The following is a 13,217-nucleotide window of genomic DNA, read 5'->3' on the forward strand; positions in this document are numbered from 1 at the left end:
GAACCTCAAACCGGCAGAACCGAGGAAACCAGCGTTTGCGTATAGGGGTGCTGCGGATCGTCGAGCACCTGATCGGTCAGGCCGGCCTCGACGACTTCGCCCGCCTGCATCACCATCAGCCGATGCGCGAGCAGACGCGCGACGCCGATATCGTGCGTGACGATCAGCAGCGACAGATGCAGCGTCGAGGTCAGCGTGCGCAGCAGATCGAGCAGACGCGCCTGCACGGACACGTCGAGTCCGGCGGTCGGTTCGTCCATGAACACGAGACGCGGACCGGTGACGAGATTGCGCGCGATCTGCAGACGCTGCTGCATGCCGCCCGAAAACGCGGCAGGGAATTCGTCGATGCGCGTGGCGTCGAGTTCGACGCGCTCCATCCATTGCGTGGCCGTGCGACGAATCTCGCCGTAGTGGCGCGCACCGACCGCCATCAACGGCTCGCCGATGTTGGCGCCGGCCGATACGCCGCTGCGCAGGCCGTCGCGCGGATTCTGCTGCACGAAGCCCCACTCGGTGCGCATCAGCAATCGGCGGCGCGGCTCGGACAGCGCGAGCAGATCGAGCGAATCGCCATGCGAGGCGGTGTAGTGCAGCGAGCCGCTATCGGCCTCGGTCTTCAGCGCCAGCGTGTTGAGCAGGGTGGTCTTGCCGGAGCCCGATTCGCCGACGATGCACAGCACCTCGCCCGGATACAGATCGAAGCTCACGTTACGGCAACCGTTGCGGCCGCCATACTGTTTGGTGAGCGCGCGTGCGCTCAGAAGCGGCGTCATACGGATTCTCCTTCGCGCGTGGCGCGCGTCAGCGGCGCTGGCGGTTCGATGTCGCCGTCGCCGCGCCGCTCGTGGCAGTAGTCGCTATCGGAGCAGACGAACATGCGCGTGCCCGCATCGTCGACGATCATCTCGTCGAGAAAGCTCTCCTTCGATCCGCACAGCGCGCAGGCGTGCTGCCACTTCTGCACTTCGAACGGATGATCGTCGAAGTCGAGGCTGCGCACCGGCGTATAAGGCGGGATCGCATGAATGCGGCGCTCGCGGCCGGCGCCGAACAGTTGCAGCGCGGCGTTCATATGCATCTTCGGATTGTCGAACTTCGGGATCGGCGAGGGCGAGCTCAGATAGCGATGGTTGACGATCACCGGGTAGTCGTACGTGGTCGCGATGCTGCCGTGATGCACGATGTCCTCGTACAGCTTCACGCTGATCAGCCCGTAATCGGCGAGCGCATGCAGCTTTTTGCATTCGGCGACGCGCGGTTCGAGCCGGTACAGCGGCTCGGGCATCGGCACCTGATAGACGAGGATCTGGCGCTCGGTCAGCGGCGTTTCGGGAATCCGGTGCCGGGTCTGGATGATCGTCGCTTCGCTGGTGTGCCGCGTGGTCGCGACACCCGTGGTGCGCGCGAAGAAGCGCCGGATGTTGACCGCGTTGGTGGTTTCGTCTGAGCCCTGGTCGATGACTTTCAGCGTATCGGTTTTGCCGATGATCGCGGCCGTCACCTGGATGCCGCCGGTGCCCCAGCCATACGGCAACGGCATTTCGCGCGACGCGAACGGCACCTGATAGCCCGGTACGGCGACCGCCTTCAGCAAGGCGCGGCGCAGCATGCGCTTGGTCTGCTCGTCGAGATACGCGAAGTTGTAGCCGTGCGCGGCGCTGTCGTATGACGCGTTTGCAACCGCGGTGTCGGGCGCGTTCATGCTGCTTGCTCCTTGTCGGTGGCGTGGCGGGTTTCATCGTTGCTTCGATGCTGTGCGCGCAGACGCCGCACCAGTTCCAGCTCCGCCTGGAAGTCGACGTAATGCGGCAGCTTCAGGTGCTGCACGAAGCCCGACGCCTCGACGTTATCGCTGTGCGACAGCATGAACTCGATGTCCTGCGTCGGTGACGCGAGCGTCTCGCCGAGTTCTTCCGCGCGCAACGCGCGGTCGACGAGCGCCATCGCCATCGCCTTGCGCTCGGAGTGGCCGAATGCCAGACCGTAGCCTTGCGTGAAGGTGGGCGGCACCTCGCCGCTGCCGGCGAACTGGTTGATCATCTGACATTCGGTGATGTCGATGTCGCCGATATCGACCGCTTCGCCGAGTTCGTCGAGGTCCATCTCGATCGCGATGGTGCCGAAGCGGATCTCGCCCGCGAACGGATGCGAGTGCGCGTAGCCGCGTTGTGTCGCGTAGCCCATCGCGAGCAGAAAACCTTCGTCGCCGCGCGCGAGATTCTGCAGACGTGTCGCGCGGCTCGCCGGAAACGCGAGCGGCTCGCGCGACAGATCGCCGGGTTCCTCGCCGTGCGGTGTGGGGCGTTCCTGCTCGATCAGTCCTTCCTTGTCGAGCAGGGACACGACGCGCGGCATCGGTTCCGGCGCGGGAGGTTCTTGCGAAGCCGGCCTGCCGATTCGCGTTGCGTCCTCGCGTGCGCTATCGCCATCACCTTCGGCGAGCAACGCGAAATCGAGCAGACGCTGGGTGTAGTCATAGGTCGCGCCGAGCAGCTGGCCGCCGGGCAAGTCCTTGAAGGTCGCCGAGATACGGCGCTCGACCTGCATCGTTTCGGTATCGATGGCGCGCGTATAGCCAAAGCGCGGCAGCGTGGTGCGATACGCGCGCAGCAGGAAGATCGCTTCGACCAGATCGCCGGCCGCCTGCTTGATCGCGAGCGCGGCGAGCTCTTCGTCGTAGACCGAGCCTTCGGTCATCACGCGCGCGACCGCGAGCCGCAATTGCTCGCGAATCTGCGGGACGCTCAGTTCGGCGATCTGTGTATCGCCGCGGCGCGCTTTGTCGAGCAGACGCCACGACGCTTCGATCGCGCGTTCTCCACCTTTGACGGCAACGTACATCAGTTCACCTTCGCTTCAGTTGTACGCGGCAGGCCGATCACGCGCGGGCCGCAGACCAGATAACAATCGATGCCGCAAGGAAACAGCGGCGCGAGCAGCGCGCGTTCGTGCCAGAACCGCGCGGGCAGACCGACTGGCGAAATTGTTTCGGCGTCCAGAATGCCGGGACCGCTCAGCGTGACCGGCGCGCCGCCCGTCAGCGCGTCGACGCGGATCAGCAGCGTGGCCGACTGTTCGGGCGACTCGGCGCTGCCGGGGGCGAAGCTTTCGAGCGGCGGCAGGGCGTCGGCATCGTGCAGATACACGAATGCGGCCTCGCCGGGCGCATCGACGAGCGGCGCGCCAGTATGAAAACGCAACGCCGACCCGAGCGCGATATCGGGCTGCGCGAGCCAGACCGGCGTCGCGTAATCGCAGAGCGTCAGCAGCGCGGCGAACGCGGCGGGTTCGACCGGCGTGTTGCGCAACTCGGGCAGCACGTCGCCGATCACGCCGATCGTGCCGGGCCGCGACAACGCGTCGAGCAGCGTGCGAAACACGGCCTGGGTATCGTGGACCGGATCCGCGAAACCTGGCGTCAGCGTCGCCAACGCAAGCGGTGGATGTTCCATCAGTCGCCTCGCACCATCGTGAAGAATTCGACCCGCGTCGCCGCGGTGTCCTGTCGTTGTTGCGCGCGCCGGGCTTGCTGCTGCGCGGCGAACGGCTCGATCAGCAAGCGCTGCAGGCTGTCGTGATGCTCGGGCATTTGCAGCAGCGCATCGGCGAGCGCGGCGAGTTCGGCGCGCCGGCGGTCGCGTCCCAGATGACAGGCGACACCGACGGTGGCTTCGGCGTCGCCGCTGGCGTGCAGACGCAGCGTGGCGCGCGTGACCGTCGCTTCGCCGAGATTGAACGGATCGCCGCTGCCGCCGATGCGCCCGCGCACCATCGCGAGGCCGATTTCAGGAGGGCGCAGCCAGTCGTAGGCGGGCGAGGGGCGGCCTTGCAGCGCGCGCTGCAGCGCGGCTTCGAGGTCGGCGCGCGGGGTGCGCGCCAGCACGGCCATCCAGGCGCGCCGTGCCGCCGCCGACACGGCCGGCAACGGCGAAGAGGGTGGAGTGGAACTCGGGCTCATCGGATTTCCTGTCGATCCAGCGAGTGGACATTGGAGCATCTATTCATCTAAACGTCTAGACGTTTACAAGCGTAGTCGTCTGGACTCTCGTGCGCGGCGGACGTTTCATATTTCCATCACGGCTCGCGCACTACAATGCACGTCATGGCGATCATTTGAACCGAAGGGAATGACAGCACCATGACATCGAACGACAGCGCGGCGCCGACCACGACGCTCGAACGCGGCGCGGGCGTGGCGGTCTGGAGACAGATCGAACAGATTCTAGCCGCCGAGATCGCGGCGAGTGGATTCGGGGAAGAAGGGCGGCTGCCGAGCGAGGGCGAGCTGGCGAAACGCTTCGACGTCAACCGACACACGGTGCGTCGCGCGATGCTCGGCCTCGCCGCGCTCGGCCTCGTCAGCGTCGAGCAGGGACGCGGCACGTTCGTGCAACCGGGCGCGATCGACTATTCGATCGGCCGCCGTACGCGCTTCACCGAGAACCTGCGTCAGCAGCATCACTCGCCCGCGGGCACGATGCTGTCGGCCGCGCGCGTGAAGGCCGAGCCCAGTGTTTCGAAGGCGTTGGGTCTGCGCGCGGGCGCGGCGGTGTATCGCATCGAGTCGCTGAACGCGTCCGACGGCGTGCCGCTCACGTTCGCGCGTAGCTGGTATCCGGCCGCGCGTTTCCCGGAGCTGCCGGAGGTGGTGCAGCGCCTCGGCGGCACGACGAAGGCGCTGGCCGAATTCGGCGTCGACGATTATCTGCGCAAGTGGAGCCGCATCGGCAGCGTGCTGCCCGAGCCGGAGGTCGCGCGGCGGCTGAACATCAACCGTCAGCAGCCGGTGCTGTGGGTCGAGAACGTCGACGTCGATTTGCAAGGCACGCCGGTCAAATACGGCTTCACGCATTTCGCGGCCGACCGCGTGCAACTGCTCGTGGAGCATGACCTGTGAGCGGCGCCGCATGGAGTGCCGAAGCGCGCTTTGCGCTCTACTACGCGCCGTCGCGTGAATCCGCGTGGTGGCAGGCCGGCTCGACATGGCTCGGCCGCGATGCGCAAAGCGGCGAGCGCTGCGCGCAACCGCAGCCGCCGGGTCTCGCGCGCCCGCTCGCGGCCTTGACCGACGCGCCGCGCCGCTACGGCTGGCATGGCACGCTGGTCGCGCCGTTCCGGCTCGGCGCCGGCCTCACGCAGCACGACCTGCTCGCGGCCGCGCGCGCCTGGGCGCTCGCGCAGCAGGCGTTCGCGCTACCGGTGGAAGCGGCCACGCTGGGCGATTTCGTCGCGTTGCGTCCCGCCGATGCAGAGGGCGAGGCGCGCATCCGCGAGCTGGCGTCGAGCGCGCTGCAGTCGCTCGATGGGCTGCGCACGCAACCGTCGGCGGCCGATCTCGAGCGCCGGCTCGCCGCGCCGCTCAGCGAGCGGCAACGTGCGTTGCTGCTGCAATGGGGCTATCCGTACGTGTTCGACGAATTCCGTTTTCATATGACGTTGTCCAGTTCGCTCGCCGATGCCGACGAGCGCGCGACGCTGCTCGCATGGTGGCGTGAACGCGCGCCCGCGCTCGGGCCGCTCGCGATCGATCGGGCCGCGCTCTTCGTCGAGCCGGCGCCGGGCGAGCCGTTCGTGCTGTGGCAGGCGCTGCCGTTCAGCCACGGCACGCCATGCGGCGATCGCAAGGACACGCAGCATGACGAAGTGAGCAGCCAATGACAGGGCGTTTGATCTATGTGATGGGGCCGTCGGGCGCAGGTAAGGATTCGCTGCTGCAATTCGCGCGCAAGCGGCTCGCGGGTGAGCCGGTCGTGTTCGCGCATCGTTACATCACGCGGCCGAGCGGCCATGGCGAGGTGCATGTCGCATTGAGCGTCGAGGAGTTCGCCGCGCGTTCGGTGCTGGGCCTGTTCGCGCTCGAATGGTCGAGCCATTCACTGCGCTATGGCATCGGCATCGAACTCGATGCGTGGCTCGCGCGCGGCTGCACGGTGGTCGTCAATGGCTCCCGGCAATACCTGCAGCATGCGCTCTTGCGCTATCCGCGTGCCGAAGTGGTGCACGTGAGCGCCGCGCCGCATATTCTCGAAGCGCGGCTCGGCGCGCGGGCGCGCGAATCGGCGGAGCAGGTCGCGGCACGGCTCGCGCGGCGCGCGCCGTTTGCGCTGCCGGCCGGCGTGCGCTGCACGACGATCGACAACTCCGGCACGCTCGAAGAAGCTGGGCACGCGTTGATCGCGGCGCTCACGGAGCACGCGAGCGCGTAGCGCCAGCGGCTTATTGCACGGCCCCCATCCGCTCCCGCGTGACCTGACGCAAACAGGCGACGAACTGCTGCACGGCCGGGGTCGGCAGCAGATCGCGGCGCGAGATGATGCTCAGATCGTAGTTCGGCAGCGCGTCTTCGATCTGCGCGACACGAATGCCGAGCGGCGCGACCTTCTGCGCGAGCGGCCGCGTGAAGCAGCTGATCACGTCGGTTTGCGACACCAACCCGAGCGTCACCGCAAACGACGACGGCGCGCGCAGCAAGCGCTTCGGCACCGGCAGGCCGTGCGCGTTGAACATCGCCATCATCACGCTATGCGGGAAGTGATCGGCGCCGACCGTCACGATCCACTCGGCGTCGAGCAGTTCAGAGAGCCGCGTCACGTTCGCGAGCGGATGCCCGGCGCGCATCGTGACGACGAACTGCGTCGAGTACAGCGGGACCTGCACCAGATCGCTATCGAGAGCCTGCACGTGATGGATCGCCGCGAGATCGAGCGCGCCGTTGCGCAGACGCGCGAGCGCATCGGGCACCGTCACTTCCTCCAGATGCAGATTCACGAGCGGCATCTTCTCGCGAAAGCTCGACACCGCATGCGGCAGCACCGTCAGCGCGAGCGACGGCATCGTGCCGATGCTGACCTTGCCGGCCAGTTCTCCCTTCACCTGTTCGACGGCCTCGACGGTGCGGCGCATGTCGCCCAGCAACTGCTCGGCGCGCGGCAGCAGCGCGAGCCCGCACGCGGTCAGCTCGATGCCGCGCACGCTGCGCACCATCAACTCCGCATTCAGCGCGCTTTCCAGTTCGCGAATCGTGTGCGTGACGGCCGGCTGCGTGACGCCAAGCTCGCGCGCGGCGGCGCGCAAACTGCGGTGATGCGCGGCGGCGACGAAGGCCTGCAACTGCTGCAGCTTCATAAGGGTAACCCCGTATATAAGGCGCGTTAATCAGGGTGAAAAAAATAGCATCTTATTCGAACAAAACGGCATGGCTATAGTGCGAGGCTACCCACTGGAGCCACACAGACTATGAACGAGACCACGCGTTTGACCGAAGTGTCCGATCTGGAGCCCGCCACCGCGAGCCTGCGCGAGATTCGCCATCACATTCACCACCATCCCGAACTCGCGTACGAAGAAGTGCAGACCTCGGCGCTCGTGGCCGACAAGCTCGAACAGTGGGGCTGGCAGGTCACGCGCGGGGTCGGCAAGACCGGCGTGGTCGGTACGCTGAGCGTGGGCGACGGCAAGCGCAGCATCGGCATTCGCGCGGACATGGACGCGCTGCCGATCATCGAGCAAACCGGTCTGCCGTACGCGAGCGGCACGCACGGCAAGATGCACGCGTGCGGCCATGATGGCCACACGACGATCCTGCTCGGCGCCGCGCAGCGGCTCGCGGCCACGCGCAATTTCTCGGGCACCGTGCATCTGTATTTCCAGCCGGCCGAGGAAAGCGGCATCGACAGCGGCGCGCTGAAGATGATCAACGACGGTCTGTTCGAGCGCTTCCCGTGCGATGCCGTGTTCGGCCTGCACAACCATCCGGGCGCGGAGCCGGGCGTGCTGCTGTTCCGCAAGGGGCCGTTCATGTCGGCGGGCGACAAGGCGATCATCACGATCGAAGGCGTCGGCGGCCATGCGGCGCGTCCACACCTGACCGTCGATCCGGTCGTGGTCGCCGCGAGCATCGTGATGGCGCTGCAGACGATCGTCGCGCGCAACGTCGATCCGTCGCAGCCGGCCGTGGTGACCGTCGGCTCGATGCACGCGGGCACCGCTAACAATGTGATTTCGAGCAGCGCGCGACTCGAGCTGAGCGTGCGCTCGTTCAGCCCGGAGGTACGCGCGTTGCTGAAGAAGCGCATCACCGAGCTGGCCGAGACGCAGGCCGCGAGTTATGGCGGCAAGGCGAAGGTCGAGTACATCGAAGGCTATCCGGTCGTCATCAATACGGATGCGGAAACGGATTTCGCGGTGCAGGTCGCGCGCGAGCTGGTCGGTGACGACAAGGTGGTCGAGCAGACCGAGATCCTGATGGGCAGCGAAGACTTCGCGTTCATGCTGCAGAAGCGGCCGGGCACGTTCCTGCGGATCGGCAACGGCGTCGGCGAGGATGGCTGCATGGTCCACAACCCGCACTACGATTTCAACGACCATAGCCTGCCGATCGGCGCGGCATTCTGGGCGCGGCTGGTGGAGCGTTATCTCGCGCAGTGAGCGTGGTTTCGCGCGCCCGCGCTGGGCGCGCGTACGTTAGCCGCGCCGGGCGACCATCTCCGAGACCGTCTGCGCGGCTTGCTGCAGCGGTTCCAGAAACGCCTTCACCATCTGTTTGGCCGAATTGCGCTGCGCGTTGCCGCTGATGTTCATCGCGGCGATCACCCGACCCTGGCGATTGCGAATCGGCGCGGACAACGAAATCAAGCCGCCTTCGAGCTCCTGATCGACGATCGCCCACCCCTGGCGGCGCACCTGCTCGATCAGCTTTTTCAACTCGTCCTTGTCGGTGACGGTGCGTGGCGTGTGCGCGTAAAGCGGCGTCGAGTTCAGCGTCGCGTCGAGCGTTTCGTCGTCGAGCGAGGCGAGCAGCACGCGGCCCATCGACGTGCAGTAAGCAGGCAGGCGGCTGCCGATCGACAGGTTGATCGTCATGATCTTGTGGGTCGGCACGCGCAGCACATAAACGATCTCGGTGCGATCGAGCACGGCCGCCGAGCAGCTTTCGTGCACTTGCGCCGACAGACTTTCCATCACCGGTTCGGCGAGATTCCAGAACGGCATCGAGGTCAGGTACGCGAAGCCGAGGTCGAGAATCTTCGGCGTCAGACGGAACAGGCGCCCCTCGGCTTCCACGTAGCCGAGCGTTTGCAGCGTCAGCAGAATCCGGCGCGCGCCGGCGCGCGTCAGACCGGTCGCCGCCGCAACGTCGGTGAGCGTCTGTTCGGGGCGCTTCGCGTCGAACGCGCGGATGACCGCGAGACCGCGCGCGAACGACTGCACGTACGAGTCGCCCGGTTTTTCCGGGGGCGGTTCAACGGTGGCGGGCGCGACGGAAGACGGCGGCAGGGCTTTGCTCATGGACCTTGATCGTGGTTTCGGAAAAGTGCGCAGGCGGGACGCACGACGGGCGTTCGTGTCGACGCGCCGCCGCGTTTCGCGTTGCGGCACAAAGGCGAGACGATAGCTTAAGCCTTCTGTTTCGCCAAATGACGCCGCGCCGTTCAAAAAAGCCAGGGTTTGCGTGGATGCGATCTGTGGTTCAAATTTGTATGATGACCCGATAACCCGATCACCTCGCGGCATCCGACCCAACCGATACGCCATGTTCGACAAGATCCCCGCTCGCGCATTGAGTGACACCGTCGCGCAGCAACTGCTGAAGCAGATCGACAAGGGCACCTTCGCGCGCGGTGCCAAGCTACCGACCGAGGCTGTGCTCGCGGAACAATTCGGCGTGAGCCGTACGGTGATTCGCGAAGCGCTGTCGCGGCTGAAGAACGAGGGCGTGGTCGAGCCGCGCCAGGGCAGCGGCGTGTTCGTCGCCGGGCACGGGGCGATCCGGCCGCTGCGGATCGATTACGCGGAAGCCGTCGAGCCGGGCTCGGTCGTGCAGATCCTCGCGCTGCGCCGCGCGATCGAGGCGGAGGTCGCGTCGGAAGCCGCGATGCGCCGCAGCGATGCCGACATGGCCGCGATCGACGCCGCGCTCGCGCGCATCGCGCAGGCGGTCGCCGACGGCGAAGACGGCGTCGCCGAAGACGTCGCGTTTCATCGCGCGATCGCGGCGGCGACCGGCAATCCGTATTTCCTGAAGACGCTGACATTCCTCAATCAATACCTCGAAGCGGGCACGGTCGTCACACGCCGCAACGAGGCGCTGCGCGAGGACTTCTCGCGGCAGGTGCGCGAGGAGCACGCGGCGATTGCCGCGGCGATTCGCGCGGGCGATCCGATGGCGGCGCGCAACGCCGCGCAGACGCATCTGTATAACGCGGCGCGGCGGCTTGCCGAGGCGGGCATCAGCTGATACGCGCGATGCACAAACGCAGCACCCATCCTTAGAGGTCATGCATGTCGAGAAATGTCGGTGTGATTGGTTTGGGGGCCATGGGGCTCGGCGTCGCACGCTCGCTGTTGCGCGCGGGCTTCAAGGTCCACGCGTGCGACTTGCGGCGCGAGGTGCTGCAGGCGTTCGTCGCTGAAGGCGGGGTTGGCTGCGCGACGCCCGCCGAGCTCGGCGCGCACTGCGAGGTCGTGATCACGCTGGTCGTGAATGCCGCGCAAACCGAGACCGTCCTGTTCGGCGAGCGAGGCGACGATGGCGCGCTCGCGGCGATGAAGCCGGGCGGCGTCGTGATCGCGAGTGCCACGGTCGCGCCGGAGTTCGCAGTCGAACTCGGCAAGCGTGTCGAGGCGGCCGGTTTGAAGATGCTCGATGCGCCGGTGTCGGGTGGCGCGGCGCGCGCGGCGTCGGGCGAGATGACGATGATGACCTCCGGTCCCGCGGCCGCTTACGCCGCTTGCGAGGACGTGCTCGCCGCGATCGCCGGCAAGGTCTACCGGCTCGGCGCGACGCACGGCGTGGGCTCGAAGGTGAAGATCATCAACCAGTTGCTGGCGGGCGTGCACATCGCGGCGGCCGCCGAGGCGCTGGCGCTCGGCTTGCGCGAAGGCGTCGAGCCCAACGCGCTGTACGAGGTGATCACGCACAGCGCGGGCAATTCGTGGATGTTCGAGAACCGCGTGCCGCATATTCTCGCGGGCGACTACACGCCGCTGTCGGCGGTCGATATTTTCGTCAAGGATTTGGGGCTCGTGCTCGATACCGCGCGTCGCACGAAGTTTCCGTTGCCGCTGTCAGCGGCCGCGCATCAGATGTTCATGATGGCGTCGACGGCAGGCCACGGCGGCGAAGACGACTCGGCCGTCGTGAAGATTTTCCCCGGCATCGAATTGCCGGCGAAACAATAAGCGAGGGGCAGCTCATGACGGCTCAATCGAAACCCGCGCTGCTCGGCTGCATCGCCGACGATTTTACCGGCGCCACCGATCTCGCCAACATGCTCGTGCGCGGCGGCATGCGCACGGTGCAGACGATCGGCGTGCCCGCATCCAGCGAGTCACTCGACGCCGACGCGCTCGTCGTCGCACTGAAGTCGCGCACGATCCCCGCGGCCGATGCGGTCGCGCAATCGCTCGCCGCGCTCGACTGGCTGCGCGCCCAAGGCTGCCGGCAATTCTTCTTCAAGTACTGTTCGACCTTCGATTCGACCGATGCGGGCAACATCGGCCCGGTGACCGACGCGTTGCTCGATGCGCTGTCCCCCGCGTTCGCCGAGGGCGCGTCGTTCACGATCGCATGCCCCGCGTTTCCCGAGAACGGCCGCACGATCTTCCGCGGTCATCTGTTCGTCGGCGACACGCTGCTCAACGAGTCGGGCATGGAGAACCATCCGCTCACGCCGATGCGCGACGCGAATCTCGTGCGCGTGTTGCAGCGGCAAACTCGCTCGAAGGTCGGGCTCGTGCGTTACGACACGCTTGCGCAAGGCGACGCGGCCGTGCGCGCAGCGTTCGGCGCGTTGCGCGCCGACGGCGTGCGGATCGCGATTGCCGATGCGGTGTCCGACGCCGATCTGCACACGCTCGGCGCGGCCTGCTCGGACCTCGCGCTGATCACCGGCGGCTCCGGCGTCGCGCTCGGCTTGCCGGCCAACTTCCGGCGCGCGGGCCTGCTCGGCGAGCAGGCCGATGCCGCGCAATTGCCGCGTGTCGAAGGTTTATCGGCGGTGCTTGCGGGCAGCGCGTCCAAAGCGACCAACGCGCAGGTCGCCGCCTGGTGCGCGACGCGGCCCGCGTTCCGCATCGATCCGCTCGCGGCGGCACGCGGCGAGGACGTCATCGGCGAGGCGCTCGAGTTCGCGCAACAGCGCTTCGTGCACGCGGAGCCGGCGCTGATCTATGCGACCGCATCGCCCGACGACGTGAAGGCCGTGCAGCGCGAACTCGGCGTCAACGAGGCCGGGCATCTGGTGGAGAAGACGTTGGCATCGATTGCACGCGGCTTGCGTGAGCGCGGCGTGCGCAAGTTCGTCGTCGCCGGCGGCGAGACCTCGGGCGCGGTCGTGCAGGCGCTCGACGTGCGCACGCTGCGCATCGGCGCGCAGATCGATCCGGGCGTGCCGGCCACCGCGACGACCGATGCCGACCCGCTCGCGCTCGCGTTGAAGTCGGGCAACTTCGGTACGACCGATTTCTTCGACAAGGCGCTGCGCCATCTCGACGGAGCCGCGCGATGAGTCACACGCCGGCACTTCACACCTCCACCGAAGCGCGAGTGCGCGAAGAAATCTGCACGGTCGGCGCGAGTCTCTATCAGCGCGGCTATACGGTCGGCAGCGCCGGCAACATCAGCGCGCGGCTCGACGACGGCTGGCTGATCACGCCGACCGACGCGTGCCTCGGCCGCCTCGATCCCGCCGACATCGCGAAGGTCGACGCGGAGGGTCGCGCGGTGTCGGGCGGCAAGCCGTCGAAAACGCTCGCGCTGCATCGCGGCATCTACGCGCGCAACGGCGACGCGCGCGGCATCGTTCATACCCATTCGACGCATCTGGTCGCGCTGACGCTCGCGGGCGTGTGGACCGAAGCGGACGTCTTGCCGCCGATCACCCCGTACTACGTGATGAAAGTGGGACATGTACCGCTGATTCGCTATCGACGCCCAGGCGACCCGCAAGTGGCCGCGCAGATCGCCGCGCTGGCCGATCGCGTGCGCGCGGTGCTGCTCGAACGTCTGGGGCCGGTGGTATGGGAGCGCTCGGTCGCGCAGGCCTCGTATGTGCTGGAAGAACTCGAAGAAACCGCGCGCCTGTGGCTGATGACGAATCCGCGGCCCGCACCGCTCGACGCCGCCGCCATCGAAGAACTGTGCGCCGCGTTCGGCGCGCGGTGGTAGCGGGGCGCATGATTCTCGAACGCCGGTCACCCTATCGCATTGTCTT

15 protein-coding genes are annotated in these 13,217 nt (G+C 67.1%); 8 read left to right on the forward strand and 7 right to left on the reverse strand.

Annotated features, from left to right (window positions below):
- Positions 1–5: 5 nt before the first annotated feature.
- Genes phnK through phnG form a run of 5 tightly spaced genes read right to left on the reverse strand, consistent with a single transcriptional unit; the run spans position 6 to position 3,961 of the window.
- On the reverse strand, positions 6–776 hold the full coding sequence (phnK, locus tag CI15_RS30100) for a phosphonate C-P lyase system protein PhnK (protein ID WP_062135660.1): 771 nt from the start codon (positions 774–776) through the stop codon (positions 6–8).
- Positions 773–1,705 (reverse strand): alpha-D-ribose 1-methylphosphonate 5-phosphate C-P-lyase PhnJ, encoded by a 933-nt coding sequence (locus tag CI15_RS30105; protein WP_062135662.1) that lies wholly within the window; start codon positions 1,703–1,705, stop codon positions 773–775. Before CI15_RS30105 ends, phnK begins: the two co-directional genes overlap by 4 nt.
- Entirely contained in the window at positions 1,702–2,844 is a 1,143-nt protein-coding gene (locus CI15_RS30110) for a carbon-phosphorus lyase complex subunit (protein ID WP_062135664.1), read from the reverse strand. The genes CI15_RS30105 and CI15_RS30110 overlap by 4 nt, the downstream gene beginning before the upstream one ends.
- Entirely contained in the window at positions 2,844–3,455 is a 612-nt protein-coding gene (gene phnH, locus CI15_RS30115) for a phosphonate C-P lyase system protein PhnH (RefSeq protein WP_062135666.1), read from the reverse strand. The genes CI15_RS30110 and phnH overlap by 1 nt, the downstream gene beginning before the upstream one ends.
- Positions 3,455–3,961, reverse strand: coding sequence for a phosphonate C-P lyase system protein PhnG (gene phnG, locus CI15_RS30120; RefSeq protein WP_062135670.1), 507 nt, complete (start codon positions 3,959–3,961; stop codon positions 3,455–3,457). Before phnG ends, phnH begins: the two co-directional genes overlap by 1 nt.
- 180 nt (positions 3,962–4,141) lie before the next feature.
- Here phnG and phnF point away from each other — a divergent pair, with 180 nt between their 5' ends.
- Genes phnF through phnN form a run of 3 tightly spaced genes read left to right on the forward strand, consistent with a single transcriptional unit; the run spans position 4,142 to position 6,209 of the window.
- A complete protein-coding gene (gene phnF / locus CI15_RS30125; protein WP_062135673.1) occupies positions 4,142–4,900 on the forward strand; it encodes a phosphonate metabolism transcriptional regulator PhnF in 759 nt (252 codons plus the stop codon).
- On the forward strand, positions 4,897–5,661 hold the full coding sequence (locus CI15_RS30130) for a DUF1045 domain-containing protein (RefSeq protein WP_062135676.1): 765 nt from the start codon (positions 4,897–4,899) through the stop codon (positions 5,659–5,661). The genes phnF and CI15_RS30130 overlap by 4 nt, the downstream gene beginning before the upstream one ends.
- A complete protein-coding gene (phnN, locus tag CI15_RS30135) occupies positions 5,658–6,209 on the forward strand; it encodes a phosphonate metabolism protein/1,5-bisphosphokinase (PRPP-forming) PhnN (protein ID WP_062135679.1) in 552 nt (183 codons plus the stop codon). Before CI15_RS30130 ends, phnN begins: the two co-directional genes overlap by 4 nt.
- A 10-nt stretch (positions 6,210–6,219) precedes the next feature.
- Here the strand turns inward: phnN and CI15_RS30140 are convergent, their stop codons facing one another.
- Entirely contained in the window at positions 6,220–7,128 is a 909-nt protein-coding gene (locus CI15_RS30140) for a LysR family transcriptional regulator (RefSeq protein ID WP_062135682.1), read from the reverse strand.
- Positions 7,129–7,239: 111 nt separating this feature from the next.
- Between CI15_RS30140 and CI15_RS30145 the strand changes: the two genes are divergently transcribed.
- Positions 7,240–8,430, forward strand: a complete 1,191-nt coding sequence (locus tag CI15_RS30145; protein ID WP_062135684.1) for a M20 aminoacylase family protein — start codon at positions 7,240–7,242, stop codon at positions 8,428–8,430.
- 36 nt (positions 8,431–8,466) lie between these two features.
- Here CI15_RS30145 and CI15_RS30150 read toward each other — a convergent pair whose 3' ends face one another.
- Entirely contained in the window at positions 8,467–9,291 is an 825-nt protein-coding gene (locus tag CI15_RS30150) for an IclR family transcriptional regulator (protein WP_062135687.1), read from the reverse strand.
- Positions 9,292–9,535: 244 nt separating this feature from the next.
- Between CI15_RS30150 and CI15_RS30155 the strand changes: the two genes are divergently transcribed.
- From CI15_RS30155 to otnC, 4 genes are read left to right on the forward strand one after another with little or no spacing between them, the layout of a single operon-like run.
- Positions 9,536–10,240: a FadR/GntR family transcriptional regulator gene (locus tag CI15_RS30155; RefSeq protein WP_062135689.1), complete on the forward strand. Its 705-nt coding sequence runs from the start codon at positions 9,536–9,538 to the stop codon at positions 10,238–10,240.
- A 44-nt stretch (positions 10,241–10,284) separates the two neighbouring features.
- Positions 10,285–11,184, forward strand: coding sequence for an L-threonate dehydrogenase (ltnD, locus tag CI15_RS30160; protein ID WP_062135691.1), 900 nt, complete (start codon positions 10,285–10,287; stop codon positions 11,182–11,184).
- 14 nt (positions 11,185–11,198) lie between these two features.
- Positions 11,199–12,512 (forward strand): 3-oxo-tetronate kinase, encoded by a 1,314-nt coding sequence (otnK, locus tag CI15_RS30165; protein ID WP_062135694.1) that lies wholly within the window; start codon positions 11,199–11,201, stop codon positions 12,510–12,512.
- Positions 12,509–13,171: a 3-oxo-tetronate 4-phosphate decarboxylase gene (gene otnC / locus CI15_RS30170; RefSeq protein WP_062135696.1), complete on the forward strand. Its 663-nt coding sequence runs from the start codon at positions 12,509–12,511 to the stop codon at positions 13,169–13,171. The genes otnK and otnC overlap by 4 nt, the downstream gene beginning before the upstream one ends.
- Positions 13,172–13,217: the final 46 nt, after the last annotated feature.

Source organism: Paraburkholderia monticola (genome assembly GCF_001580545.1).
GTDB classification, from domain to species: Bacteria; Pseudomonadota; Gammaproteobacteria; order Burkholderiales; family Burkholderiaceae; genus Paraburkholderia; species Paraburkholderia monticola.

Bases quoted from the DNA above. Each gene is read 5' to 3' on its own strand.
- phnK (WP_062135660.1), bottom strand. From the start codon at position 776: ATGACGCCGCTTCTGAGCGCACGCGCGCTCACCAAACAGTATGGCGGC.
- CI15_RS30105 (WP_062135662.1), bottom strand. From the start codon at position 1,705: ATGAACGCGCCCGACACCGCGGTTGCAAACGCGTCATACGACAGCGCC.
- CI15_RS30110 (WP_062135664.1), bottom strand. From the start codon at position 2,844: ATGTACGTTGCCGTCAAAGGTGGAGAACGCGCGATCGAAGCGTCGTGG.
- phnH (WP_062135666.1), bottom strand. From the start codon at position 3,455: ATGGAACATCCACCGCTTGCGTTGGCGACGCTGACGCCAGGTTTCGCG.
- phnG (WP_062135670.1), bottom strand. From the start codon at position 3,961: ATGAGCCCGAGTTCCACTCCACCCTCTTCGCCGTTGCCGGCCGTGTCG.
- phnF (WP_062135673.1), top strand. From the start codon at position 4,142: ATGACATCGAACGACAGCGCGGCGCCGACCACGACGCTCGAACGCGGC.
- phnN (WP_062135679.1), top strand. From the start codon at position 5,658: ATGACAGGGCGTTTGATCTATGTGATGGGGCCGTCGGGCGCAGGTAAG.
- CI15_RS30140 (WP_062135682.1), bottom strand. From the start codon at position 7,128: ATGAAGCTGCAGCAGTTGCAGGCCTTCGTCGCCGCCGCGCATCACCGC.
- CI15_RS30145 (WP_062135684.1), top strand. From the start codon at position 7,240: ATGAACGAGACCACGCGTTTGACCGAAGTGTCCGATCTGGAGCCCGCC.
- CI15_RS30150 (WP_062135687.1), bottom strand. From the start codon at position 9,291: ATGAGCAAAGCCCTGCCGCCGTCTTCCGTCGCGCCCGCCACCGTTGAA.
- CI15_RS30155 (WP_062135689.1), top strand. From the start codon at position 9,536: ATGTTCGACAAGATCCCCGCTCGCGCATTGAGTGACACCGTCGCGCAG.
- ltnD (WP_062135691.1), top strand. From the start codon at position 10,285: ATGTCGAGAAATGTCGGTGTGATTGGTTTGGGGGCCATGGGGCTCGGC.
- otnK (WP_062135694.1), top strand. From the start codon at position 11,199: ATGACGGCTCAATCGAAACCCGCGCTGCTCGGCTGCATCGCCGACGAT.
- otnC (WP_062135696.1), top strand. From the start codon at position 12,509: ATGAGTCACACGCCGGCACTTCACACCTCCACCGAAGCGCGAGTGCGC.